The 25699-nt window shown below is 68.2% G+C and carries 19 protein-coding genes and 1 pseudogene; 10 read left to right on the forward strand and 10 right to left on the reverse strand.

The window, feature by feature from the left end:
• Nucleotides 1-43: 43 nt before the first annotated feature.
• From ACZ5KP_RS07430 to ACZ5KP_RS07440, 3 genes are all read right to left on the reverse strand, one after another.
• A complete protein-coding gene (locus tag ACZ5KP_RS07430) occupies nt 44-2371 on the reverse strand; it encodes an ATP-binding protein (RefSeq protein WP_460922981.1) in 2328 nt (775 codons plus the stop codon).
• Entirely contained in the window at nt 2371-4515 is a 2145-nt protein-coding gene (locus ACZ5KP_RS07435) for a sensor histidine kinase (RefSeq protein WP_460922979.1), read from the reverse strand. The genes ACZ5KP_RS07430 and ACZ5KP_RS07435 overlap by 1 nt, the downstream gene beginning before the upstream one ends.
• A 104-nt stretch (nt 4516-4619) precedes the next feature.
• Complete coding sequence (locus ACZ5KP_RS07440; RefSeq protein WP_460922977.1) at nt 4620-5618, reverse strand: S49 family peptidase; 999 nt, start codon at nt 5616-5618, stop codon at nt 4620-4622.
• 872 nt (nt 5619-6490) lie between these two features.
• Here ACZ5KP_RS07440 and ACZ5KP_RS07445 point away from each other — a divergent pair.
• The 3 genes and pseudogenes from ACZ5KP_RS07445 to ACZ5KP_RS07455 all read left to right on the forward strand — a co-directional run bounded on the left by ACZ5KP_RS07445 (nt 6491) and on the right by ACZ5KP_RS07455 (nt 8540).
• A complete protein-coding gene (locus ACZ5KP_RS07445; protein WP_460922975.1) occupies nt 6491-7354 on the forward strand; it encodes a DUF7089 family protein in 864 nt (287 codons plus the stop codon).
• Nucleotides 7355-7434: 80 nt separating this feature from the next.
• On the forward strand, nt 7435-8001 hold the full coding sequence (locus tag ACZ5KP_RS07450) for a DUF7437 domain-containing protein (RefSeq protein ID WP_460922973.1): 567 nt from the start codon (nt 7435-7437) through the stop codon (nt 7999-8001).
• Between the two features lie 62 nt (nt 8002-8063).
• Nucleotides 8064-8540, forward strand: a pseudogene (locus ACZ5KP_RS07455) (hypothetical protein).
• A 63-nt stretch (nt 8541-8603) separates the two neighbouring features.
• On the opposite strand, the gene ACZ5KP_RS07460 reads toward ACZ5KP_RS07455, so the two are convergent.
• On the reverse strand, nt 8604-9137 hold the full coding sequence (locus tag ACZ5KP_RS07460) for a cob(I)yrinic acid a,c-diamide adenosyltransferase (RefSeq protein WP_460922967.1): 534 nt from the start codon (nt 9135-9137) through the stop codon (nt 8604-8606).
• 140 nt (nt 9138-9277) lie between these two features.
• Between ACZ5KP_RS07460 and ACZ5KP_RS07465 the strand changes: the two genes are divergently transcribed.
• Nucleotides 9278-9700, forward strand: a complete 423-nt coding sequence (locus ACZ5KP_RS07465; protein ID WP_460922965.1) for an AbrB/MazE/SpoVT family DNA-binding domain-containing protein — start codon at nt 9278-9280, stop codon at nt 9698-9700.
• Nucleotides 9701-9732: 32 nt separating this feature from the next.
• Here ACZ5KP_RS07465 and ACZ5KP_RS07470 read toward each other — a convergent pair whose 3' ends face one another.
• From ACZ5KP_RS07470 to ACZ5KP_RS07480, 3 genes are all read right to left on the reverse strand, one after another.
• Nucleotides 9733-12183, reverse strand: coding sequence for a heavy metal translocating P-type ATPase (locus ACZ5KP_RS07470; RefSeq protein ID WP_460922963.1), 2451 nt, complete (start codon nt 12181-12183; stop codon nt 9733-9735).
• A 92-nt stretch (nt 12184-12275) separates the two neighbouring features.
• Entirely contained in the window at nt 12276-12743 is a 468-nt protein-coding gene (locus tag ACZ5KP_RS07475; protein WP_460922961.1) for a universal stress protein, read from the reverse strand.
• Nucleotides 12744-14006 (reverse strand): putative manganese transporter, encoded by a 1263-nt coding sequence (locus tag ACZ5KP_RS07480; protein ID WP_460922959.1) that lies wholly within the window; start codon nt 14004-14006, stop codon nt 12744-12746.
• A gap of 556 nt (nt 14007-14562) precedes the next feature.
• On the opposite strand from ACZ5KP_RS07480, the gene ACZ5KP_RS07485 reads away from it, so the two are divergent.
• Nucleotides 14563-14733, forward strand: a complete 171-nt coding sequence (locus ACZ5KP_RS07485; RefSeq protein WP_460922957.1) for a DUF7838 family putative zinc beta-ribbon protein — start codon at nt 14563-14565, stop codon at nt 14731-14733.
• A 902-nt stretch (nt 14734-15635) separates the two neighbouring features.
• Here the strand turns inward: ACZ5KP_RS07485 and ACZ5KP_RS07490 are convergent.
• Complete coding sequence (locus ACZ5KP_RS07490) at nt 15636-16307, reverse strand: HAD family hydrolase (protein WP_460922955.1); 672 nt, start codon at nt 16305-16307, stop codon at nt 15636-15638.
• A 291-nt stretch (nt 16308-16598) separates the two neighbouring features.
• On the opposite strand from ACZ5KP_RS07490, the gene ACZ5KP_RS07495 reads away from it, so the two are divergent.
• The gene (locus ACZ5KP_RS07495; RefSeq protein WP_460922953.1) at nt 16599-19253 is read left to right on the forward strand and encodes an ATP-dependent DNA helicase; all 2655 of its coding nucleotides are present in this window, start codon (nt 16599-16601) and stop codon (nt 19251-19253) included.
• Entirely contained in the window at nt 19250-19816 is a 567-nt protein-coding gene (gene cgi121 / locus ACZ5KP_RS07500; protein WP_460922951.1) for a KEOPS complex subunit Cgi121, read from the forward strand. The genes ACZ5KP_RS07495 and cgi121 overlap by 4 nt, the downstream gene beginning before the upstream one ends.
• Nucleotides 19817-19871: 55 nt before the next feature.
• Here the strand turns inward: cgi121 and ACZ5KP_RS07505 are convergent, their stop codons facing one another.
• Nucleotides 19872-20255: a hypothetical protein gene (locus ACZ5KP_RS07505; protein WP_460922949.1), complete on the reverse strand. Its 384-nt coding sequence runs from the start codon at nt 20253-20255 to the stop codon at nt 19872-19874.
• 527 nt (nt 20256-20782) lie between these two features.
• Between ACZ5KP_RS07505 and hisA the strand changes: the two genes are divergently transcribed.
• Nucleotides 20783-21523 (forward strand): 1-(5-phosphoribosyl)-5-[(5-phosphoribosylamino)methylideneamino]imidazole-4-carboxamide isomerase, encoded by a 741-nt coding sequence (gene hisA, locus ACZ5KP_RS07510; protein ID WP_460922947.1) that lies wholly within the window; start codon nt 20783-20785, stop codon nt 21521-21523.
• A 121-nt stretch (nt 21524-21644) separates the two neighbouring features.
• On the opposite strand, the gene ACZ5KP_RS07515 is transcribed toward hisA, so the two are convergent.
• The gene (locus tag ACZ5KP_RS07515) at nt 21645-22733 is read right to left on the reverse strand and encodes a TrmB family transcriptional regulator sugar-binding domain-containing protein (RefSeq protein ID WP_460922945.1); all 1089 of its coding nucleotides are present in this window, start codon (nt 22731-22733) and stop codon (nt 21645-21647) included.
• Nucleotides 22734-22849: 116 nt separating this feature from the next.
• Between ACZ5KP_RS07515 and ACZ5KP_RS07520 the strand changes: the two genes are divergently transcribed.
• Both ACZ5KP_RS07520 and hisB read left to right on the forward strand, forming a co-directional pair.
• The gene (locus tag ACZ5KP_RS07520; protein ID WP_460922943.1) at nt 22850-24082 is read left to right on the forward strand and encodes an MFS transporter; all 1233 of its coding nucleotides are present in this window, start codon (nt 22850-22852) and stop codon (nt 24080-24082) included.
• A gap of 217 nt (nt 24083-24299) precedes the next feature.
• Nucleotides 24300-24887 (forward strand): imidazoleglycerol-phosphate dehydratase HisB, encoded by a 588-nt coding sequence (hisB, locus tag ACZ5KP_RS07525; protein WP_460922941.1) that lies wholly within the window; start codon nt 24300-24302, stop codon nt 24885-24887.
• Nucleotides 24888-25699 lie beyond the last annotated feature (812 nt).

The following is a 25699-nucleotide window of genomic DNA, read 5'->3' on the forward strand; positions in this document are numbered from 1 at the left end:
GCCGCGCTGTCGGGCGTTTCGGAGGGGACTGGAGCCGGCGGATCTACCCACCGGACGGCGGTTCCGATCGCGTCGTGAGCGGCGTGATCCGCACGTGGTCGAAGACGGCCGTCGAGCGGCGGTTCGCGTTGTGGCTACAGACCGCCAGTCCGGCGACGACGGACCCCTCGAGCGCGAGCACGTGCTGGTCGATCGGCGTCCAGTCCTCGCCGTCCGCGGAGACGTAGCTGGTCACCCGCGGGCCGACGCGGTCGAGTCGCAGCCAGATCGGAACGTCGGTTCGGTCGGGGTAGTTCCGGAGCATAAGGAGGTCGCCGGGGGCCGTTCGGTAGATCGATTCGCAGCCGTGGGCGCCGATCGATCCCAGGAAAGAGAGTGGCTGTTCCGACGTGGGCCAGTCGGCGACGAGCACCCCCGCTTTCGAGTACTCGCTGGCGTGCTGGAACGACGCCAGCCGGGCGACGACCCGGGCGTCGCTCGGGACGTGAGCGTAGCCGAAGTGGAACCCCTCGACGTCCCGCCAGAGGTTCTTCCCGCCGCCCTCGACGCGCCAGGCGTCGGGGCCGGTCGGCTCGTCGAGGCCAGCGAGAACGTCGTTTTCAGCGTCCGAGTCGACGCGCTGCGTGGAACCGGCGATCGTCTCCGGACCGACGTCGACCGATTCCGAGGGATCGACGGGCTCGCCCGCCACGGCACGGCGATGGGCGTCGGTCCGGAGGATGCACCGCCCGAACGCGAAGCAGGCGCCGTCGTAGCCGCGGGCCGTCGGGGGTTCGTCGGCCACCTCGGGGACCGACACCGTGTGGTCGATCGGCTCGCCGACGGCGGGCTCCCAGCGGTGATACTCGGCGATCTCCTCGACGATCGCCAGCCCCAGGCCGGTGCCGCCCTCGGTGTAGCCGTACTCGAAGACGCGGTCGGGGTTCTCGGCGTCGACGCCGGGGCCGTCGTCCGCGACGTAGAAGCCCGTCGCCGTGAGGCCGACTTCGATGGCGACCTCGGCGCCGGCGTGCTGGACCGAGTTTTTCAGCAGGTTCTCGACGAGCTGCCTGAACAGCCCGTCCGCGGCCAGGATCTCGATCCCGGCCGGCACCGCGACGGTGAGCGAGGCCGCCGGCGCGTCGATTCGCTCCCAGGTCGCCTCGATCGCTTCCCGGAGGTCGAGCCAGGCCAGCGCCTCGTCGGGCGTTCCCGGCTGGACGAGTGCGAGAATGTCGTCGATGAGCTCGTCCATGCGGTGGAGCGACGCAGCGACGTTCTCGAGCGTCTCGGGATCGCCGGTCTCCCGGGCGAGCTCCAGATAGCCACTCGCGATGCTCACGGGGTTCCGGAGGTCGTGGGACGCGAAGCTCGCGAACGCCTCGAGCCGCTTGCGCTCCCGCTCGAGCTCCGCCTCGCGGGCCTTCGCTTCGTCGATGGACTCGGTGATACCGATCAGGCCACAGCGGTCGCCCGCGTCGTCGAACCACGGGACCTTCGTCGTCCGGAGCCAGCTGACCTCGCCGCGACCGGTCGCGTGGCGTTCCTCCTTCTCGACGATCCGCTCGCCGTCGCGCGCGACAGCGAGGTCGTCGCGGTAGCCGGCGACGGCTTGCTCGCCGATCTCGTCCTCGTAGAGGTCGACGTCGGTCTTGCCCAGCACCGACTCGGACTGCGAACTGGTGACCCGCGAGGACGCACAGACGTGGCGGCCGTCCCGGTCCTTGAAGAAGATCGCCAGCTGGAGGTCGTCGAGGAGCGCGGTCAGGAGCTGGCTGCAGAGCTGGTCGGTGCGCACGGCGTCGTGCCGGTCGGCGAGCTCGCGGACGGCCTCGAGTAGCGCCTGCGTCCTCCCAGAATCCCCGTCGGCTGCGGGATCACCGCTCGGCTGCCGGAGGTAGCGCGACGCTCCCGCCGCGGTGACGGCGGCTGCCTCCTCGACGGAGCCAGTCTCCGGGTGGACGATCACCGGGACGTCGGGATCGGTCTCGCGAACGGCAGCGACGAACGACGCAGTCGCCCACTCGCCCGGATCGCTCGGGCAGACGACGCAGTCGATCCGGTCGGCCGGCGGGTCGATCCGCACGGACGTTGCTTCGAGGCGCTCCAGCACTCGCTCGGGCGCAAGTCGTTCGATGGCGACGTCCTCAGCGTCCCCGAGGGCGTCGGCCGGGACGGCGGCGAGATCGTCAGCGGAGACATCGGCGAGATCGTCAGCGGAGACATCGGCGAGATCGCCAGAGGAGACACCGGCGAGATCGCCAGAGGAGACACCGGCGAGATCGCCAGAGGAGACACCGGCGAGGTCATCAGCTGAGACACCGGCGAGGCCGTCGGTGTCCCCGACGACGGCCACGCGGATCGGTCGCCAGTCCGGCGATGCGAACTCCACTACTCGCTCACCTCCAGCTCCACGACGCGAACCGCCTCGAACGACGCGGTGGTCAGCCGCTCCGGCGAGTGGCTACAGACCGCCAGCCCGGCCGCGACGGACTCCGGGCCGTGGAACCGCCGGTGGTCGACGACGGTCCAGTCCTCGCCGTCGTCGGAGACGGAGCAGACCGTTCGATCGCCGACGCGGTCGATCCGGTAGTACAGCCCGGAGCCCTCCCAGCCGGGGACGACCGACCCGGTGATCGGCTCGTCCGCCCTCGAGCGCCCGATCGACTCCGTCTCGACGGTGCCGGTCAGCCCGAGTGACGACAGCACGCCGCCGTCGGCTGGATCGAACAGCGCGACCCCGGCCTTGCAGCGCTCGTGGACCGGCTCGAGATCGGTCACCCGGGCCTCGACGCGAACGTCGCCCTCGACGGCCGCCCAGACGCCGTGGAACTCCCGGACGTCCTGCCAGACGTTGCGACCGCCGCCCAGAACCGTCCAGGCAGCTCCCGCGTCGTCCCGGGGCGGAGATTGCGTCGCGTCGCCGGGCGGCGCCGCGTCGCCGACGTCGCCGGAGCGATCGAGCGGGATCGACGACCCCTCGATCGCGGTCGGGAGGCCGGCGGGGCGGAACAGCGCGTCCTCGACGACGAACCGGGTCCCGTCGTCCCTGCCCCGCGTGGTCCCGATCGACCAGCCGTGCGCGTCCGCGATGTCGCGGGCGATCGCTACCCGGTGGCCGGCGCCCTGGTAGTCGAACTCGGCGTCCTCGTCGTACTCGCGGAACTGCCCGTCGTCCTCCACGGCGAACCCCATCTCGGTGAGTCCGACGCGAACGCGCGTGACGCTGCTGGCGCCGGCGGCGTCGCCCTCGGCCACAGCGGCGTCCGACTCGAGGGCGTCCCGGAATAGCTGTTCGAGGAACCGGTGGAGCTGGTCGGGATCCGCCCGGATCTCGAGGCGCTCGTCGATGGCGCACTCCAGCGTGGCGTCGACGTCCTCGATCGCGTTCCAGCTCTGGCGGACGGCCACTTCGAGGTCGATCCAGTCGAGCTCGGCCGGCTCGGACTGCGGCCGGGCCATCGTGAGCAGGGTGTCGATCAGCGACTGCATCCGGTCGAGCGCGTCGTCGATCTCGTCGAGTGACGGATCGGCGTCCGCCACGAGCGATCCGTCCGCGGCTCGCGCCCGGTCGAGGGCGTCCAGCGCCGCGGTGACGGGTTCGCGCAGCTCCGTCGAGGTGAACTGCGCGAACTGCTGGAGCCGCCAGCGCTGGCGCTCGAGCTGGCGTTCGCGTTCCTTCATCGCGGTGATCGGTCTCGTGACGCCGACGAGCCCCTGGACGTCGCCGTCGGCCGTCCGCAAGGGGTGTTTCGTCGTGCTGTACCAGCCCTCCTCGCCATCGGCGGAGGTGCCGGGCGCCTCCTTCTCGAGGATCGGATCGCCGGTCTCGATCACGGTGCAGTCGTCGCGATAGCTGTCGATCGCCCGGGGGTCGTGCTCGCCGTACAGCTCGACGTCGGTCGCACCGAGCGGCGAGCGCTCGTACCCGCTGGCGACGTAGGAGGAGACGGCGACGTGACGCGCCTCGGCGTCCTTGACGTACAGCGGGAGCGGCGCGCTCTCGAGGAGCGCCTCGAACATCCGTCGCTCGCGAGCGAGCTGGCGGCGGCGATCGTAGTGGTCGACGACGTCGTCGATGCGTTCCCTGAGTTCGCCGTCGGCCGCGCGGTCCCGGGGCAGGTAGACGGTCGCCCCCGCTGCCGTGGCAGCTTCCGCGTCCTCGACGCTCCCAGTGGCGGGCACGTAGAGCACGGGGAGGTCGTCGTCGCGGTCGCGGATCGCCGACGCGAGATCGATCCCGGAGCCGTCGCGTAGCGAATCGGCGGTCACGACGCAGTCGACCCGCTCGTCGGCCTCCGTCCCGGCGGGATCGTCGCTCGCGGCCTCGCCGGCACCACCGGACCCGGTCGCGCCGTCCTGGATCCGCACGGATTCGCCCGCAGCCCCGTCGATCACCGCGAGGGCGTCGGCGATCCCGTCGACGCAGCGCAGATCGACCCCCTCGCCGATCATGGTCGTGGCAGCCCGCCGATCGAGGTCGCTCGCCGCGAAGATGACGAGCGGCTCGATCGTATCGTACGCCACGACGTCCATGGCCAAACAGCACTCGCCGGGGAGAAAAAACCATGGCGGCCGGGAAAACGACGACGGCGAGGGCGGGCTGGGCGCCGATTCGGCGATTCCGGCCGGTCGAACGCTTACCGCATCTCCGGGCGATCGCCCGACACCACGGCGGCGAGCCCGGCACCGAAGGCGTACGCCATCGACGCTGCGCCGCCCTGGAGCCGCTGGGGAAGGGAGCGCTGGGGCTCGAACCGCTCGACGGTCACCTCGGGCCGGTCCAGCTCCTCGGCGAGCGCCACCTCGACGGCGTCGCGGTCCCCGAGCTCGTCGACGAACCCGAGCTCCGCGGCGTCGATCCCGAGGTAGACCTTCGCCTCGGTGTCGCGGACCGCGGCCTCGTCGAGGTTGGTCGCCTCGGCGACCCGCTCGACGAACTGGTCGTACCACGCGTCGGAGAGCCCCTGGAGGTACTCGCGCTCGGCGTCCTCGAGGGGCTTGAACGGCGCGCCGGAGGCGTCCTTGAACTCGCCGGAGACGATCCCCTCGTAGCTGATGCCGTGCTCCTCGGCGAACTCGTCGAAGCGAGTCTGGGAGAATCTGACGCCGACGGAGCCCACCATCGAGCCCTCGCGCGCCCAGAGTTCGTCGCAGCCGCTGGCGATCCACATCCCGCCGCTGGCACAGAGGTCGCTCGTGTAGGCGATCGTCGGCCCGTCGAAGGACTCGGCGGCCGCGCGGACGTCCTCGCTCGGCACGACTTCGCCGCCGGGCGTGTTCAGGTGGAGGACCAGGGCGTCGACCCCGCCGTCCTCGTCCGCGCGCTCGATCTGCTCGACGATCTGGTCGGCCGCGGCAGCCGTCGGCGCGGAGGGCAGCGGCGAGCCGCCGTCCTCGCGCACGATTGGCCCCTCGACGCCGACCTCCGCGACGTCGTAGCTCGACAGCGCGTCGCTGGCGATCGAGCGTCCCACTCGGAGCCCCAGGATCGTCGCACCGATCGCGAGCAACACGCCCAGCAGCTCGGTGGTCGAACCCGGGAGGTACCAGAAGAGGATCACGGCCGCCGCTGCCGTCATCGCCGCGACGACCATCGTGATCGCGAGCCCGAGGAGGCCCCGCAGCGAGTCGTTCATCCGCGATCACCGCTGTGAGTACAGGGCGGTCGTGTGCGTCGGTGTAGCATGACAGTCTGATCGACGGCCTCCCGCGAGAAAAACGTGCGTGGAAATTGGGATGGACTGCTGGAGAATTTGGTTCAGTTTTCGCCTACGGAAGCCCCCTCCCGCTCGACGGTTTACGCTCGCTGCGCTCCTCGGCTCGCTGGCGCTCGCCTGCGGTGCTTATTCCGAAAAGCTCGCTATCGCTCGCTTTTCGACGTTCGCCTCGCGTTGCTCGGCTCACCTTCGCCTAAACCGACGAGCGGTCGGCCCCTTCCGGAGCCCCACCCCGGAGTTCGTGTCGTTGGCCGATACTCCGGTGGGTGCAGTGGCGCGCGTTTCGCGGCTGCGTCAGCAGCCGCGTAGCGTGCGAGGGACGACCGAGCGTACGCGAGGGAGGAGGTTGGGGAGGATCGAGGTGCGGTGGGTGGGACTTCGAAAGGGGCAGGGCGACTCGGCTGTCCCCGGGCGAAGGTGAGCCGAGCAACGCGAGGCGAACGCCGAAAGACGAGCGAAGCGATGTCTTTCGGAATAAGCACTGGAGCGAGGGAGGCACGACCGAGTGAAGCGCGCAGCGAGCCCCGGGAGTCACGCGAGCGAAGCGAGTGTGACCTCGTCGGAGCTTGCTCCGACGGTGTATCGAGCGCTCTGGGGCTTTCGGAGCGCCCAGAAGCAACTCCGCAAACAGGCAGTATCCCACCACCTACCCTCCTACTCGAGTCGATCGGAAAGCGTTTCACCGACCCCCACGGACGATTTCGCATGAGCGAGTCCACGAAGATCGTGCTCTCGACGGTCGTCATCGCGGCCGTGCTGACGCTTGCGCTCGTCGGCATGTATCTCGTCTGATGTTCACCGAACGGGAGCTCTCGCCGGCGGTCGAGGCGGTCCGGGAGCGCCACGCTCCGGACGCGCAGGTGTTCGACGTCGAGACGGACTTCGAGACGCTCGATCCCGCCGTCGCGGAGGACCTCGGCCTCCTCGTCGATCGGCTGGTGCCCCACAGCTACCCGGCGGCGTGGCTGCCCGCCGATCCGCCGGCGCTGTTGACCCAGTACGCCGGGAGCGACTTCACGATCGGCGCGCCGGGTGACGGGAGCGTCGTCTGGACCCGCCAGACCGAGCCGCCGACGGTGCTGGTCAAGCCCCGGATCGAGGGCTCGCCCGACTCGTTCGTCGACTTCCTGCTCGCCGACGCGCTGGTCGAACTCGGACTGGACGTGCAGGTGCCGGGCGTCGCGGACGAGGGCGTCGAGACCGGCGGTCCCGGATCGCCGCCTCCGACGAGTCCGCCGTCGGAGCACTTCCTCGGATTCTTCCGCGGCCACTACCCCGACCTCGCGGAGGCGACGCCGCTGGCGCCCGCCGGAACGTACCAGCTCGCGGCGGCGCTGTACGACGCCTGGCTGGGGCTCCACACCCGGGACGTGTTCGCCGGATGGGTCGGAGCCGACGACGAGGAGCAGGCAAGGCTCGGCGATGCCTGGCAGGACGCCGGCGATCGACTGGAGGGCAGGCTCGACGGGCTCCCTGGGGAGGTCGCCCGCGGCGAGACGGAGTTCCCCGACGCCGCGGAGCTCGCCTGCGCTGCGGTCAAGCACGCGCTGGAGCTGCCGGCGCCCTACGCAGCACTGGACACCGAGGCCTACCAGAATCGCGGCGCGCCGTTCGCGGTGAAGTGGGCCGAGAAGACCTTCGACGCGCTGGAGTGACGTTCCGCGGCGAGAATCCGTGCGGCCGAACGGCTGCACGGCAACAGCATTAATACACAGTACATAGAATATAGATTGTAATGTCGACGGACGAACGATTTGTCGATGCCGCCGATCCCGAGGACACGGTGGGAGCCCTCCTCACCTACGCAGAGCTACTCACGACGCCGCAGCTCGCACGGCTCTACGTTCACGTCCTCCGCACCGGTCCCGTCACCGTCGACGCCGTCAAGGACGCGCTCGATCTGCCCCACTCGACGACCTACAAGTACGTGGGGGAACTCGAAGAACAGGGAATTCTGACGCGTCACGACGACGAGACGCCAGCCTTGCTCACCGTCGAGCCGATCCACCTCACCCTGGACACCGATCACGGCGAGGTCGTCGTGACGCCCGCACTCGTGGCTGCGATCGGGCGGCAGGTCGACACCGAGGACATCCGGGTCTTCGTCGATCGGCAGGGCGTTCCGAAGCTCGCAGCCGCGCTCCACTACGCGCTCCGCGTCCGGAACGGGGAGCTCACCCAGCGAACAGCTGCGAACAAGCTCGACGTGCACCCCGTCGAGGGCATGACCATCATCACTGCCCTGAAGGACGTGATCGAATCGGCGGCGGAGTACGATCCGTATCTCGATCCGGCGAACTGATGCCGGGCGTCGATCTGCCGAGCGAGAGTGTTGCGATCCTCGATAGCAGCGTCCTCTTCGCCATGGGCGGACCGTCCAACGACAAATACCAGGCCTTCGAGCGATACGTGAAGCGCCGAGACGTCGCGGTCCGAATCCCCGACCACGTCGCCGAGGAACTCGGCGAGAGCCCGGGGGCGTATCGCTACCACCGGGATCGACTCCGTGCCGCCCAGGACGCAGGCTGGCTGGCGCGGGCGGCGGTCGACTTCTCGAATCCGACGGTCTCGTCGGTGATCGACAGCACGCGGGAGCGTATGGCCAGCCTCTCGGCCGACGACGTCACCCAGGACGACGTCGAGGTCACCGACGCCGTGCTCGCCGGACTCGCCTAGCAGTACGCGGCCGAGCGAACCACAGCGGTGACGGTGTTGGTCAGCGATACGGTCGCCGAGCGCGCAATTGACGACGTGCTCGAAGCCACGGACGTCGGTGAGGCGACGGCGGTCGTGGAGGGGCGGTCGTTTCTCGAGACGCTCGTCGACGATCCGATCGACTGACGGCAGTCAATATTGGGCCGTCGAATCACGACCATACGACCCGGCGATCTCGCTCGCTTTCGCTCAGTACGTCGGATTTTCCTCCTCGACGCCAGTCCGCTGGTTCACCAGCCGCGCTGCAACGAACAGCAGATCGGAGAGCCGATTCAGGTAGACGATCGCGGCCGCGTTCGCGCCTTCCGCGGACGCGAAGTCGACGGCCCTTCGCTCCGCGCGCCGGCAGACCGCCCGCGCCTGGTGGAGCTTCGCGCCCTCCTCGCTCCCGCCGGGCAGAATGAACGACTCCAGGGGCTCCAGCTCCTCCTGGAACTCGTCGATCCACGTCTCCAGCTCCTCGGCGTGTTCCTCGCGCACGACCGGATCGTCCTCGTCGGGATCGGGGTTCGCGAAGTCCGCCTGCACGACGTGGAGGTGGTTCTGGATCGCGGCGAGGGCGTCCTCGACGTCCTCGAACTCGGAGGGGCGGACGGTGCCGACGATCGCGTTCAGCTCGTCGACGGTGCCGTAGGCCTCGATCCGCGGGCTCGTCTTCGAGACGCGGGACATGTCCCGGAGGTCGGTCATCCCCTCGTCGCCCCGGCCGGTGTAGATCTTCATGGCTGTGGCTGCGTCGGGGAGTCACTTAGCCGTCCCGCCGAATGCGACCGATCGACCCGAAAGTCAACACGGATCGATCGTCCACTAATCCGACGCTACTTTGAGCCACATTCTTGGAAAAGGAGAACTGAAATCAAACCATGGACGAACCTGACCCGCCGGACGGCCCCGAGGAGCAGGTCGTCTCCGTGACGGAAAGCGGCCAGGTCACTATCCCGGAGTGGTTCCTGGGAAGGCTCGGGATCGATACCCCGGGAAAGGTCTGTTTTCGAGAGACGGCAGATGACCAGGTCATCGTCGAACGAGTTCCGTCGGCCAACGAGATGCGTGGCTTCGCCGCCGAGGAGGAGGAGGTATCGACTGAGGGGCAGGCGACGGATACTCTGCGAGAGAAGCGAGGGGACGGGCTGTCCAGCGAGCCAGGCGATCGGACAACGTCTGGCTGGAAACTCTCCGAATGGAATACGGGGCGATCACAGGAAGCGATCGGTCTCCATCGGGAACTCCTCGAACGAGCGGAGGAAGTCGAACGTGGACCCCGAACCGTAGAGCGAGATGAATAGCTGCTCGGTCACTCCGCGAGAGCCGTTTCTGGCTATTCTGCTCCGGATAGAGCGTCCGGCGCCACCCGCGACAGCCGCATCGCGTTCCCGGTCACGCCGATGGTCATCCCCGCGTCGCCGGCGAGCACCGCCAGCCAGATCGGCACCAGCCCGAACGGCACCGCCAGCGCGAGCGCGGCCTTCACGGCCAGACTGGAGACGATGTTCTGCCGAATCACGCCGTTGGCGTCGCCGGCGAGCTCGTAGAGGTAGGGCAGGCGCGAGAGGTCGTCGCCCATCAGCGCGACGTCGGCGGTCTCGAGGGCGGTGTCGGTGCCGGCCGCGCCCATCGCGACGCCGACGGTCGCGGTCGCGAGCGCGGGGGCGTCGTTGATGCCGTCGCCGACCATCGCCACGCCGCCCTCCGTCGCTGCGTCCAGCTCCTCGACGGCGTCGACCTTCTCCTCGGGGAGCAGCTCCGCGCGGAACTCGTCGACGCCGACCTGTTCGGCGATCGCGCTGGCGGTCCGCTCGTTGTCGCCGGTGAGCATCACGGTCCGATCGACGCCCAGCGCGCGCAGCGCCTCGATCGTGCGCTTCGCCTCCGGACGGACCTCGTCGGCGACGGCGATCACGCCCTCGAGTTCGTCCTCGGTCCCGACGAGCACGACGGTCTTGCCCTCCGACTGGAGCTTGGGCACCAGCCCGTCGAGCAGGTCGAGACAGTTGTTCCGCTCGCAGAGCTGCTGGGCGGTCCGGGTCACCACGCCCCCGTCCGTCGTCGCGTGGACGTGCGAGAGGTCGAACCCCAGTTCGTCGAAGAGCCCGGGGTTGCCGGCAAAGTGGGGCTCGCCGCCAAGCTCAGCGCGGACCCCCTTGCCGGTGATGGACTCGAACTCGGCGACCTCGTGCTCGCCAGCGTCGAAGCCGGCCTCGCCTGCTTCCGCGACGATCGCCTCGCCGATGGGGTGTTCCGAGCGAGCCTCCAGCCCCTGCGCACAGCGCAGGACGTCGTCCTCGTCGTTGCCGTTGAGCGGCACGACGTCCGTCACGGTCAGCTCCCCCTTCGTCAGCGTCCCGGTCTTGTCGAACGCCACGGCGTCGACGGCTCCCATCGCCTCGAGGTGGTTTCCACCCTTGATCAGGACGCCGTGTTTCGCGGCGGAGGTGATCCCCGAGACCACCGAGACCGGCGTCGAGATGACGAACGCGCAGGGGCAGGCGAGCACGAGCAGCGTCAGGCCGTAGACGACCGCCGTCGGCCAGGTGACGCCCATCACGAACGGCGTGCCGAGCGTCACGAGGATCGCGAACGCCACGACTGCGGGCGTGTAGTAGCTCGCGAACCGCTCGACGAACTGCTCGCGCTCGGTCTTGTTCGCCTGGGCGTCCTCGACGAGCTCGACGATCCGCGAGAGCGTCGTATCGCTCGCCTCCGCCGTGACCTCGATCTCGAGGTAGCCCTCCTCGTTGATCGTCCCCGCGTAGACCTCGTCGCCGACGGTCTTGTCGACCGGCACCGACTCGCCCGTGATCGGGGCCTGGTTCACCGCGCTCTCGCCCTCGATCACCTCGCCGTCCGCAGGGATCTTCTCGCCGGGATGGACGAGCACGACGTCGCCGAGTGCGAGGTCGGCGACGGGAATCGTCTCCTCCCGGGCCTCCTCGCCGCCCTCCCCGCCACGCCGGACGGTCGCCTCGTCGGGGGAAAGCTCGATCAGCTCCTCGAAGGAGCTGCGGGCCCGTTGCATCGAGGCAGTCTCCAGCAGCTCCGCGATCGAGAAGAGGACGGCGAGCGTCGCGGCCTCGAAGTACAGCGCCTCGCCGAACCCGACGCTCGCGACGATCGCGCCGACGATCGCGGTCGACATCAGGAAGTCGATGTCGAGGTTCAGCTGCCGGGCGGAGACGTAGCCCCCGCGGAAGATTGCCTGGCCACCGACTGCGACCGCGCCGAGGAACAGCACGTCCGCGAGGTGAAGCTCGCTGCCCAGGACGCTCGCGACGTGGAGGTTCGAGCCCGAGACGACGAACTCGAGGCCGAGACCGATCGCGAGCAACGCGCCGGCGATCCAGGTCTTCAGCGCTCGCGGACTCGTCAAGAGCCCGTCGCCGCCCGTACCGGCCCCGGTCGCCTCGGCCGTGTGATCTGCCTCCCCCTCGGCCGTAGTCGAACCGGATTCGCCCGTGGGAGGATCGACGACCTCGTAGCCCGCCGCTTCGATCGCCGCGACGATCTCGTCGACGTCGACCATCGCGGGATCGTATTGGAGCTTCAGGCTCCCCGTCATCGGGCGCGTGTCGACTGCGGAGACCCCCTCGACGTCGAGGGCGTTCTCGACCTTGCCCGCACAGGAGGCACAGTCCATTTCCGGAACCGAGAGTCGCAGTTCGAGCGTGGCGTCGGTCCCGGGAGCGGAGTCCGCCCGATCGACGCCGGAAGCTCCACCGACACTGGAAGCTCCATCGGTATTGGCAGCCCCTTCGACAGCGTCGTCAGTCATCGGTTCGAGCTAGCCGACGCCACGTTATTAATCTAGCTGCGAAAATAGCGGCCATGACTGACTAACCTTGGTAAAGGAAGGCCGTTCAGTTATTAACCATCGTCGGGAGGAGCGCTCTCGGTCCCCGCTGGCACCCCAATCGTGGTCACCGGCACGTCGGCGCCGTTGATCACGCGTTCGGCGACGCTACCGAGCAGCCGGCGCTTCAGGGCGCTGTGTCCGTGCGTGCCGAGGACGACGAGGTCGGCGTCCACCGTCTCGGCGTACGCCAGAATTTCCGCCTCCGGCGAGCCCTCGCGAACGGCCGTCTCCAGTCGAACCCCGGCCTCGGCCGCGAGCGGTTCGACCTGCTGGAGCGCCTCCCGGCTCGCCCCCTCGCCGATCTCACGGATCGAGTCCCGCACGTCGGCCTTCGACACGGTCAGCCAGCCCGTGTCGGTGTCGACCACGAACAGCGCGTTGACGGTCGCGTCTGTCGCCGCGGCGAGTTCGATCGCGTGCCGGGCCGCCGCTGCAGCCGGCTCGCTGCCGTCGGTGGCGAGAACGATGCGATCGTACATTCAGGCCACCCCGAACCCGAAGTTGGCGAAGGGCCACCAGAAGTACAGTGCGACGCCGGTGAGCAGGGCCGGAATCGTCGTGTAGATCGTCGCGATGATGGCGGCTTTCGCGTCGATCGCCAGCAGTGGGAACAGCGCGTCGCCGTCCTGGCTGATCGCGTTCGCCGTCAGCGCCGAGAAGGGGATCTCCCCCTCGGCGTACAGCGTCGCGAAGACGATCTGTGGCGCACAGCCCGGGATCAGTCCGAGCATGGCGCCGGCGATCGGGGCGAAGATGCCCGCGGCCGCGGCGAGTGCGCCGACGTCCAGCGCGAAGATCGCGATCGAGTACTCGTAGAGCAGGTAGGCGGCGATCACCCAGACCGTCACCATCGCCGTCTCCATCGCCGCGTGCTGGAACGTCTCGTAGGTGCTGGCGAAGCTCTCGCGCACGCGACCGGCCTCGCCCTCGCCGATGTACCGCCGGCCGACGAAGTGGAGGTAGAACGACGACGTGGTCCCGAGGAGTCCGGCGACGGTGAACAGACCGAAGAAGGTCGGCCCGAGCTCCATGGCGACCTCCGGCGCACCGCGACGCAGATACTCGACGCCGGCGACCAGGCCGGCGAACGCGACGATCCACCAGAGCACGTGGACGCCGTGGCTGATCGTCCTCATCGGTTCGTGCAGCCACGACTCGTCCTCGGACGCGCGATCCGTGCCGGACGACCGGGAGTGGCCGTGGGTACTCGCCGATCCGTACTCGCCCGTGTCGTAGCCGGGGATACTCGGACCGCCCTCGGCCACGCTCGTCGTCGCGAAGCCCCCGTCGGTCATCGGCCGGCTGACTCGCTCAACCGCGCTGTCGACGCGACCGACGCCGAGGCCGTACAGGTCGATCGCGTACCCGAAGAGCACCGCCGAGACGAAGGCGAGGCCGTACGCGTAGATCGCGGCCTCGGGCGCCAGTGCGAGGATGACGAACGCCGAGTCGCCGGCAGTCGCAGCGAGCGTCGCGACGACCGTCCCGAAGCTGATCGTCCCGCGGATGTACAGCGGCATCGCGATGATCGCGCCGCCACAGCCCGGCGTCAGCCCGAGGAGTGCGCCAGCGACGGGCTGGAGTCGCTCGTGGTTCTCGAGCCACGTGACCATCCGCCCGCCGGTGCGATACTGCACGTAGCTGAAGACGAGGACCGTGATCGCGACGAAGGCACTCACCTGGACGAAGCCGTCCCTGACGGAGAAGGCGAAGATGTCCAGGGCCTCCTGCGCTCCGATCACGGGGCATCCCTCCGTCGAGTCGTGGAACGCCCGTGCGTGGCGACCCCAGAACTGGGGACAGTGGGCAGCGCGCCCCTCGCGTACTCGGACTGCATGTGTTGTATCGAGTGGTAGTTGGCTGTCCGAACTATAAAGTAGTTTCTGTCTAATTAGATTATTAGATGCATCTAATTCCTTCACCAGCGCGTCGTGCCCCTCGACCCATCCATCGGTACCGATAACCGCCCTCACAGCTGCAATCGGCCGAATTCGGCAGGACCAAGTCGAGATGCGTTTCGGTTGTGGCGATCACGGCAGCGAGCGGTTCGCGATCAGCAAACGGACAATACCGGCAGGAAACGCGCTCAGATGCCCGATTCGAAGCGAAACCGGATCGATCACACGGACGGACGATCTGTCCGGATTTGATATCGCGATATTCGATATACTATATAAAGAATCGGCGGCGAGACGGTCCACGGCGGCACGCGAACCGCGAACTGGCCGACCACCTGCAGCCTCGCGAATCTCGCAGAAATCAGTACGTTCAAACCTCGCGGCCATCCACACTCGGCCAATGAGCGACGAACTCGAACACACCTGCCCGGACTGCAGCGAGGAGCAGACGTTCTGGTTGACCGCGCGCACGGAGCTCCACCTCGGTCGCAAGCGGAAGTTCCGCTGTGAAGAGTGCAACTACGGCATCGTCAAGATCGACCACACGGTCGACACTTCTGTCCAGGCCTGACCGGTCCACTGTTTTCTCGACCCTCGACGGTCGCCACGATCGAGCAGTGACTCACTTGCTGTCCTGTCGGAAACGACTACTAGGAAACTCAATTTTTGAGTTGTGGAGTGAGGTGGGCAGCAGCCCCTACGGAAGCCCCTCCCGCTCGAGTCCGCTCGCGAAGTAAGCACGGCCAAGCGTCAGCGAGGCCGCGCGCAGCGAGCGAGCGAACTCGAGCGGTCACCGGGAGACCTCCGGTCTCCCGAGCAGACGGACATAGTCCGTCAACGGCCCCTTCCAGTCCAGCCCGATGGATTTTGGAAGGGTCTTCGCTCCGGTGGATCGCCAGTGAGCGGAGACCGCCGGGCGATCCCCAGTGCTGGGCGCGCCCGAATTTCCGCAACGCAACGCTCCTCCAATCCCCCCAGGGCGGGACTGGAAGGGGCCGGCCAGTCGACGATAGCTGACGAAGTAAGCACTGGACTGAGCGAGCGTAGCGAACGAAGAAAGTGCGCAGCGTCCTCGCGAACGGAGTGAGCGAGTGGCTCGAGAGACGCAACCCGCTAGCGAAGCGAGCCGGAACGTCTCTCGGCGAGTCAACTATCGTCGAGCGGGAGGGGGCTTCTGGAGTGGTTCACTGTCCAGCCAACTCCACCGTACCAAGCTGATCTCTCTAGTAGTCGAATCTCGCAGTCAGCAACTCCGAGACCCCACCGACGAGCACCGCCAGACGTACTGAAACGGGCGGAAAAGCCGCGTTATCGAGGATATAAACCATATAATGCGATATAGAATTGGCAACAATCAGGCAGACACCTATTGATTCGCCGTCGTCGGAAAAGCCGTCGCTTTCCTGCGATTCGCTCGCCAACGAACTGCTCACCTCCAGAAATAAAGACGATCTCCCCCTCCGCGGGCCCAACTCAGCCGCCGAGAGAGCCGTCGATCGCGTCCACGAGTGCCGCCAGGTCGGCGACCTCGTACGCCGGCTCCTTGGGGAGTTCGACGTGCTCGTTGTGTGATCGCCGGACGAAGGCCGCGTCGACGCCGACGCGGTGGGCCACTTCCACGTCCTTCGCGCTGTCACCGACGTAGAGGGCGTCTTCGATCCCGCCCAGCTCCGAGAGCGTGCGGTCGAGGTAGTACGTGTCGGGTTTCTTGCGGCCGATGTCGGTGAGCGTCGGCTGGCGGCCGTAGATCACGTCGAAGTGCTCTGCCAGCTCGTAGTGATCGACGATCGTCTCCACCGTGGCGTGCTGGTTGTTCGAGACGATCCCCATCGGCACGGAGATGTCTGTGAGCGCGTCGACGTCGGGGAAGAGCGCCTTCCCGCCGTTGCGGATCAGCTCCGACTGGTGTCTGGAGCCGGCGGTGTCCCGGGCCAGCCAGAGCTCGTCGGGATCCAGGTCGTACGTGTCAGCGACGGCGTGGACGTCCTCGACGGTCACGCCGATCAGCTGATCGACGTGCTCCTCGTCGGGATCCACGACCCCGACCTCGTCGAAGGCCTCCCGGATCGCCGAGCGGATGACGTTCAGGCTCGTGGGTTCGACGAGCACCCCGTCGTTGTCGAAGACGACCGCGTCGTATTGCATTCGATCACCGGTTGGGGCCGGGACTGCTTCAGCGGTTTGGGATCGGCTCGGCGGACGAAGAGCCACAGGCGTGTCGATCCGGAGGGCGAAGGACTGGACGCCAGCGAGAACGAAATCGACGCGAGAATGCGTCGAGGCGTTCAATACGGTCGATTTCGGTGCAGGAGGTGACGTAGGGAGACAGTCGCCACTATATCGCTCAACGCGATACGGAATCCGCGTCACCGAGGGTCGTTCGCCTAACCCCGCATCCGAAACCCTAACCCGGAGTACGCGCCTACCCCGTGACGAATGGACGTCGAGTCGATCCCAGAGCTACCCACTGGCGCCGTCGAGCACCTGCGCTCGGAGGGCATCGACTCGCTGTACCCACCACAGGCAGAAGCAGTAGACGCGGGCGTCACCGAGGGAGAGAACCTCGTCGCGAGCGTTCCCACCGCGAGTGGCAAGACGCTGATCGCGCAGCTCGCGATGATCTCGGCGATCGACCGTGGCGGGACCGCGCTGTACATCGTGCCACTCCGCGCGCTCGCCAGCGAGAAGGCCGAGGAGTTCGAGGCGCTGGAAGCGATGGGCATCGACGTCGGCATCTCCACCGGGAACTACGAGGCAAGCGGCGAGTGGCTCGCGAGCAAGGATCTCGTGGTCGCGACGTCGGAGAAGGTCGACTCGCTCGTGCGCAACGGCGCCTCCTGGATCGAGAATCTCGGCTGCGTGGTCTCCGACGAGGTCCACCTCATCGACGATCCCGAACGCGGGCCGACTCTCGAGGTCACCCTCGCGAAGCTCCGCCAGCTGAATCCGGGCGCACAGATCGTCGCCCTCTCCGCGACGATCGACAACGCCGACGAGATCGCCGACTGGCTCGACGCGGCCCTCGTCGACACCGACTGGCGCCCGATCGAGCTCCGGATGGGCGTACACTTCGGCGACGCCGCCCACTTCGACGACGGCGAGGACGAAGCCACGAGAGAGGAGCTCCCCGTCGGCGCCAGCGAGTCCGCGACGGGCGCGATCGTCCGAGACACGCTCGAGGACGGCGGCTCGACGCTCGTGTTCGTCAACTCGCGCCGGAACGCCGAGGCTGCGGCGGGCCGACTCGGCTCCGTCGTCGAATCGAAACTCGACCCCGATGAACGCGCGAAGCTCGCCTCCCTGGCCGAAGAGATCCGCGGCGTGAGCGACACCGAGACCAGCGACGACCTCGCCGACGCGGTCCAGCAGGGCGCCGCGTTCCACCACGCCGGGCTCGCCAGCGAGCACCGCAGCCTGATCGAGGACGCCTTCCGCGACCGGCTCGTGAAGGTCGTCTCCGCGACGCCGACGCTCGCCGCGGGCGTCAACACCCCGAGCAGGCGGGTCGTCGTCCGGGACTGGCGACGGTTCGACGGCAGCTCCGGCGGCATGAAACCCCTGCCCGTCCTCGAGGTCCACCAGATGATGGGGCGGGCGGGGCGGCCAGGGATGGACCCCTACGGCGAGGCGCTCCTGCTCGCGAAGGGCCACGACGAGCTCGACGAGCTGTTCGATCGCTACGTCGAGGCCGATCCCGAGCCGGTGCAGTCGAAGCTCGCCGCAGAACCAGCCCTCCGAACGCACGTGCTCGCGACCGTCGCCTCCGGGTTCGCCCGCTCGCGAGAGGAGCTCCTCTCCTTCCTCGAGGAGACCCTCTACGCCAGCCAGACCACCGAGGCCGGCCGCATCGAGCGGGTCGTCGAGGACGTGCTCGTCTACCTCCAGCGCAATGACTTCCTGGAGCGGGACGGCGTCCGCGCGAGCGAAGCGAGTGCGGGCTCGGAAGGCGAGCGAAGCGAGTCTTCCGGCGATACGCTCACCGCCACCAATCTCGGCCACACCGTCTCGCGGCTCTACCTCGACCCGATGAGCGCCGCGACGATCGTCGACGGGATCGAGCACGCGCTCCAGGTGGACGACCCCGAAACGACGCGGACCGTCAGCGAGTCGAGCAGTGCCGACGAGGCGATGGGCGGCGCGGCGGCCGGTGACGCTGGATCGGCGGACGGCGCCGCAGCTGTGAACGAAGAGACCGCCAACGGCGGCTTCACCCCCGCCAGCGAACTCGTCGGCGAGGACGAGAGCGGGGCAGCGGACCCTGCCAGTGACGAGACGGCCGAAGGCGTCGCCGAGGAGTCGAGTGCCGACGGCCGAACCGAAGCCGACGACGCGGCGGCCGACGACGGCCCCGAGTACGACGAGTCGGTCTCGCTCACGCCACTCGCGCTCTACCACCTCGTCTCGCGCACGCCGGACATGTACGAGCTCTACCTCAAATCCGGCGACCGCGAGAAGTACTCGGAGCTCTACTACGAACACGAGACCGAGCTGCTCGGCGCCGCACCGAGCGAGTACGAGGACGACCGCTTCGAGCACTGGCTCTCGGCGCTCAAGACGGCGAAGCTCATGGAGGACTGGGCGGAAGAGCTCGACGAGGACCGGATCACGAACCGCCACGGCGTTGGCCCCGGCGACATCCGCTCGAAAGTCGACACCGCGGAGTGGCTGCTCGGCGCGACGGAGGAGATCGTCGCGGAGCTCGACGCGCCCGTCGTCGACGACGTCAGGGAGGCCAGGATGCGCGTCCAGCACGGCGTCAAGGACGAACTGCTCGACCTCGTCGGCGTCCGGGGCGTCGGCCGCAAGCGCGCCCGTCGACTCTACCGAGCGGGGATCGAGGACCGCGAGGCGCTCCGAACCGCCGACAAGAGCGTGATTCTCGGCGCGCTGCGCGGACGCGAGGCGACCGCCGAGACCATCCTCGAGAACGCCGGACGTGAGGACGCCTCGATGGAGACCGTCGACGCCGACGCGGACGCCGAGGCCGACGCGACGCTCGCAGCGAACGGCGGCGGAAATGAGGACGGCGGGGAGGCGACCGGAAGCGGCGACGACGATAACGGCCAGTCGAACCTGGGGGATTTTGCGTGAGACTCGTCGAGGGGTACGCCGACGTCGACGACCTCAACGTCTTCCTCGACTCGCTCGCCGAGATCGGTGACGACCACGACTGCGTCGTCCAGGCGTTCGACGCCCGGCTCGTCGCCGGCGAGGGGCACCTCGAGCAGGCGCTCGCCACGGCGCGGCGGGCGACCGAGCGTGGCGAGGCGATCGCCCGCGACCCCGCCGTCGAGGTGCTCTGCTACGCGGCTGGCACCCGCCAGATCGACGTCGCGCTGGAGCTCGGCGTGAGAGGTCGGACGCCCGTCGTCGTGCTCGTCGCGGCGCCATTCGACGCGGAACGATCCGCGCGCGCTGGGGAGGCCAACGAGCACGATTCCGCCGACGAAGCCGGTGCAGCCGACGCCGTCCGGACGCTGATCGAGCCGGCGGCCCTGAAACGAGGGGTCGAGCTGGCCGACCCCGAGCGGCTCCGCAGCTTCTTCGAGATCGACGACGCCGAGCTGGCGGCCAGCGACGCCGTCTTGGACGACGAGGCGGCGCTTGCCACCCTCGTCCGCGAGCGGGTCGCACTGCTGACCGTGGAGCGGTAACGGTTCGGCGAGAACTGAGCCGGCCGAACGGCGCGCGCCGTGCACTCCGATGCCCTCACTCGTCCTTGGTAACCAGGGAGTCGAGAACGACGTCCGGGGGCGCGATCCGCTCGATGGCGAACTGGGCAGCCTGCTCGACGTCGGCCGGGCTCTCGTAGCGGCCGTCGAAGAGCTTCATCCACTCCACGGCCAGCTCGCCGACCCGCTCCTCGCTCGCGACCGAGCGGACCTCCCGGGTCGTCGCGAGCTCGGTGCCGGGAAACAGCGTCACCGTCAGCGCGTGGGCGTTGCGCTCGAGGTCGGCGTTCGGCGGCGCGATCCGGACGCGCACGTCGCCGGAGGTGTGCCTGAAGGCGACGAACGACGGTCGGCGATCCGCGTCCACGCCGCCGGGGAGCCGTTCCCGATCCCAGTCGGCGGGCAACTCCTCGTCGATCACAGCGATCGGTTCGATCGGATGCCGTACGTACGTAGAGGTTGGTACAATTATCGCCATCGTTCGCCCCGATATTCGTCATCTGTGGAGCAATGGCGGAACAGATAGGCCCAATAACTGGTCGTTCGTCGATAGAGGAATGGCCCGGTGTGCGAACGTCGATTCCAGAAGCCGGCGATTCTCGGAGAAAGGACCGGCGGGCGACTCGGTCACTCCTCGTCCGGTGTCGCGCCGATGAGCAGGTCGCCGTCGACGATCGGTCGCCAGACCAGGCGTCTTCGATAGCGCTACCGTTGGTCGATGGCGGCGTTGGGTGTCGCCGTTCGAACGGACGGTCTCCGTTTTGCGGCGCCGGGGTCCGACGTCGACGCCGTTGGCGGACCGTTCGAGTCGATCGGTGGTCTCCCCGATGTCGCCGAACAGCCTATCGAACTAGATCTGGCCAGACGGACGATCCACCAGGTCGGACATTTGCCCGGGAGTCGGACGAGAGCGAAAGCGATAGGCGTCCTGATCGCCCGGTCTGAGCCATGACAAGCGATCCGTTCACCGTCGTTCCGGCCGTGGACCTCCGCGACGGTGAGGTCGTCCAGCTCGTCCAGGGCGAACGCGGGACCGACCGTCGCTACGGCGACCCGGTCGACGCCGCGAACAGGTGGCTCGAACAGGGAGCGACGACGCTCCACCTCGTGGATCTCGACGGGGCGTTCGAGGGCGAGCGCGTGAACGCCGACGCAGTCGAAGCGATCGTCGAGACGGTGCCCGAGACCGTCGACGTCCAGCTCGGGGGTGGGATCCGCACGGTCGAGGACGCGATCGAGCTCCTCGACCTCGGGATCGATCGCGTCATTCTCGGCACGGCAGCCGTCGAGCGCCCGGAGATCGTCGCAGAGATCAGCGAGCGACGACCAGATAGCGTCGTCGTCAGTCTCGATGCGAAGGACGGCGAGGTCGTCGTCGAGGGGTGGACGGAGAGCACGGGGCTCGATCCCGCGACCGCCGGCGAGCGGTACGCCGATCTCGGCGCAGCGGGCATCCTCTTCACGAACGTCGACGTCGAGGGGCGTCTCGAGGGCGTGCGAACCGAACCCGTCGAGCGACTCGTCGACGCCGTCTCGATTCCGGTGATCGCGAGCGGCGGCGTGGCGACGATCGACGACGTGCTCGCGCTCCGCGAGACTGGCGCGGCGGCGGTCGTCGTCGGGAGCGCACTCTACGAGGGCGAATTTACGCTCGCGGAAGCGCTTGCGGCGCTGGAAAACGACGGCTGATCGGCACCTGGAGAGCGCAGCGATTTCCACCGAACAGCACGCCGAATCCACCGAGATAGGCGGGTTCAGTACAGCATAATTCAGTTGCAATGGCCGACGATTCGAGTCGTTTTTGCTGTTACTACCGAGATCCGTCTGCGCGGCGGAGCGTGACCGACGCCGCAGCGAACGGCTCGTGGTACGCACCGAACCCTTCGGAGATGCCGCCCACGGAGACGCGTCCGGCGTCCGTCTCGAGTTGCAGCGCACTCTCGATGGGGAAGGCCGCGTTCGACGGTTCGACGAGACTCTGCCGGACGCCGGTCACCGGCGCACCGGAGACGCTCCGTTCCTCCCCAGTTTCGGCGTCGACGAGCGTCACGTCGGCCACCAGATCGGTGTTCGCCTCGCGGTGGATCGCAGCCGCGGTCACGCCGGACCGAAAGAGGTCGAACTGGACGGGAAGCGCTGGCGGATCGGCGACCGCCCGCTCGGCACCCATCGGCCAGACGTTCCCGAGCGAGGAGCCGTAGAACGCACCGGCGACCTCCGGCTGACCGAACGCGACTGCGTGCTGGATCCCGTCGGATCCCGGGGTGAGGAGGCCGTGGGCGCCCATCACGCCGGCGCTGCCGTCCCGGAGCACGACGACCGGAGGGGTCCCGTCCCACGTCCGGACGACGGTCGCCCAGTCGACGGCCGGCCGGTGGTCGTCGAGGGCGGTGTCCGGCTCCGGGGCAGTGAGCATGCAGTACACCGTCACCCCCCGCTCGCGCGCCGCGAGGAGGGGATCGTGGAGGTCGGCCAGCTCGCTCCCGGGGACGACGAGGTAGAGCTCGGTGTTCGCACGCTCGAGCTGGCGCTGGATCCGGCGGCGGACGGTCCTCGCCGAGCGGATGGTCTCGAAGCCGGCGTCCTCGCGGCTCGACGCAGCGTAGCGCTCGCTGGCGGCACGCTCGAAGGCCGAAAGCCGCGTCGAGAGCGCTTCGACCGCCTCGGCGGGCGGGCGGGCGCGAAGCACCGTCGGGGTGACGCTCTCGTCGACGGTGACGAGGCCACGATCTGCGAGCTCGCCGGCGATTTCGTAGACGTAGCTCTGTGAGACGTCCGCGCGTTCCGACACCGCGCGCATCGTCGCCTCGCCACCCTCGAGAACGACGAGATACGCGTCGATCTCCGTGCGCGAGAGTCCGAGATCGGCCAGTGCGTCGCGGAGCCGATCGGTCGACATTGGAAGCTATCTTCTTTTACTATTAGAAAAAGTTTTCTCGACAGCGATCCTGGCTCCGCACGAATGAGCGAGCGTCGAGCCTGCGGTAGCACGATCAGGACAGGGGGGAGCGGCGCGTGAGCGGCGAGGGGACGGGCGGATCAGGCGCCGCGCTCGCGGACGCGAACCGCTCGAACCGGCTCCGCTGGACGGTCGTCATCTTCGCGGCGCTGGCGATCGGCGGCGGTGCGATGATGGCCCGCGGGCCGGTCCTGCCCGAGCTCGGCGCGACGTTCGACGCGCCCGAGTGGCAGCTCGGGCTCATCGCGCCCGCCGGGACGCTCGGCTACCTGTGCTCGGTGACGTTCGTGGGCTTCGGTGCTGGACATCTCAAGCCACGAATGATCGTCGCTGGCGCGCTCGTCGCGAACGCGGTCGCACTCCTGGTGCTCGGGGCCGCACCGATCATGCTCGTCGTCCTCGCTGCAGCCGTCTTTCAGGGCGCGGCGATCGGCGTCGTTCGGGGGCTAAATCGGCCGCTTCTGAGCCACTTCTACCCCACCCGGCGTGGCCGGATCTACGGCTACTACGACATGACGTGGGCGATCGGTGCTGCACTCGCACCGCTGCTCGTCGTCGCCTGCGTCGCATTTCTCTCCTGGCGGTACGCGTTCTGGATCCTCGCCGCGATGCTGGTCGTTCTCGGGATCGTCGTCTGGTCGCTCGACGAGCCCGCCGTCGAGACCGAGGAGGAGCCCCTGGCCAGGGAGGACGTAAAGGCGCTCCTCCGCCGGCCGGAGATCCTCGGGATGGCCCTGGTCATGTTCTTCGCGACGGGCGTTGAGGGTGGACTCTTCCTCTGGCTACCCACCTACGCTGAGAGCGAGCTCCCCGGCTGGATCGCCGGTGGTACGCTCTCGATCATGATCGCGGGCTACGTCCCCGGCCGCTTCGCCTACGGACGGCTCTCCGAGCGGGTCGGCTACGTCCGACTCATCGCCGCCGTGCTCCTCCTGATGGTGCCGACGTTCGTCGCGACGTTCGTGTTCGCCGACGGGCTCTGGGTGCTTCCAGGGATCCTCGCAATCGGCCTCCTCATGTCGGGCTGTTTCCCCCTGCTCGTGTCCTACGCGACCGACGCCGCACCGGAGTACAGCGGCCCGGTGACGGCCGTCGCCGCGATCTCTTCCTCGCTGGGTGTGGGCGTGACGCCGGCAGTCATGGGGTTCGTGCTGAGCGACGTCGATCCGGCGACCGGGATGCAGCTGCTCGTGATCCCGCTGTTGATCGCACTCGGCCTGATCCTCCTCGTTCGCGTCGCCGAAGTCCGGCGGACCCGCGCCGAAACTGCCTGCGCCAGCGCCGACTAGCGGCGACCGGCGTTCCACAGGGCGTTGTACGTTTTCGTGTTCGATGATGACCAGCAACGGCACCGACCACGTCCCTGGCGGAATGAAAGGGCGAGCGACCGCGAGCGCGCCGAGGGCTTTCCAGGCTGCGTTTGCGGTAGCAGTTCCAATCCAAACCCCTGAAACTCCTTCTCGTGGGAGCGCCAGCGATTAATAGGGCCCCTGCGTACCGCGAGCCATGAGCGACCGAGCGGCGGCGGTTAGCCGCGAGACGGCGGAAACCGAGATCGACCTGACCCTCGAGATCGACGGGGCCGGCGAGGCCGAGGTGGACACCGGGATCGCGTTTTTCGATCACATGCTCGAAGCGCTGGCCACCCACGGCCTGTTCGACCTGACCGTCCAGTGTGACGGCGATCTCGAGGTCGACGACCACCACACCGTCGAGGACGTCGGGATCGCGCTCGGCGAGGCCTTCGACGAGGCGCTGGGCGAACGCGAGCGGATCGTCCGCTACGCCGACCGTCGGGTTCCCCTCGACGAGGCCGTCGCGTCGGTCGTCGTCGACGTCTCCGGCCGGCCGCGCTTCTACTTCGAGGGCACCTTCTCCCAGGCCGCCGTCGGCGAGATGGCCAGCGACATGGCCCGGCACTTCTTCGAGTCCCTGGCGCTGAACGCCGGGCTGACCCTCCACGCCGAGATCGAAGGGCGGAACGCCCACCACGAGATCGAGGCGCTGTTCAAGGGGTTCGCCCGGGCGATGGACGACGCGACGCGGATCGACGAGCGGCGCTCCGGAACGCCCAGCACCAAGGGCGAGCTGTAGAGGTACGCACGTCCCGGGATAGGTCCGCGGTTCGGCTTTACGGTGCGTTGCTTGACTACTGAGTCTTGCAAATCGCGCCGCAGGGTGACTTGGACAGCAAACAGCTACGGAAGCCCCTCCCGCTCGACGCGCCTAACTCGCTGTCGTCCGAGAGAGCGGAGCTCTCTCGTGATCAGACGGGAGCAAAGCTCCCGTCGACCTCGCGGGATCGAAGATCCCGCTCAGTCACGAAAGACGCTCCGCGTCTTTCGAACGACGCGCCTCGCCTCCCTCCGGTCGGCTGCGGTGCTTACTTCGTTACGCGCGACGAGCGGTCGGCCCCTTCCGAAGCCCCCCGCTTGATCGTTTATCGAGCGCGACACCCCGGTGGACCTCTTCGGCGCGCGCTGGCGCCGGCTGCGAGCCCCGAAGCGGGCGAGCGGCCGCGCCAGCCAGCGCGCGAGGGCCGAGCGATGCTGGATCGGAGATCCAGCAAGTCTGAGGCTTCGCCTCAGGCAGCGCAACGGAGTGAGCAGCGCAGAAGGCTGGGGAGGAGTGAGGTGCTGTGGGTGGGGCTGAGCGAAATCTTTGATTTCGCGAGGTACGGAAGATCTCCGATCTTCCGGTACTGAGCGAGACCTTCGGTCTCGCGAGGTACGAAGGATCTGCGATCCTTCGATACATCGAAAGGGGCAGGGCGACTCGGCTGTCCCCGGGCGAAGTAAGCACTGTAACGAGCGACCGAAGGGAGCGAGTTAAGCGCGCAGCGAGCCCCGGGAGTCACGCGAGCGTAGCGAGTGTGACCTCGTCGGAGCTTGCTCCGACGGTGTATC

This window comes from Salinarchaeum chitinilyticum, assembly GCF_055390775.1.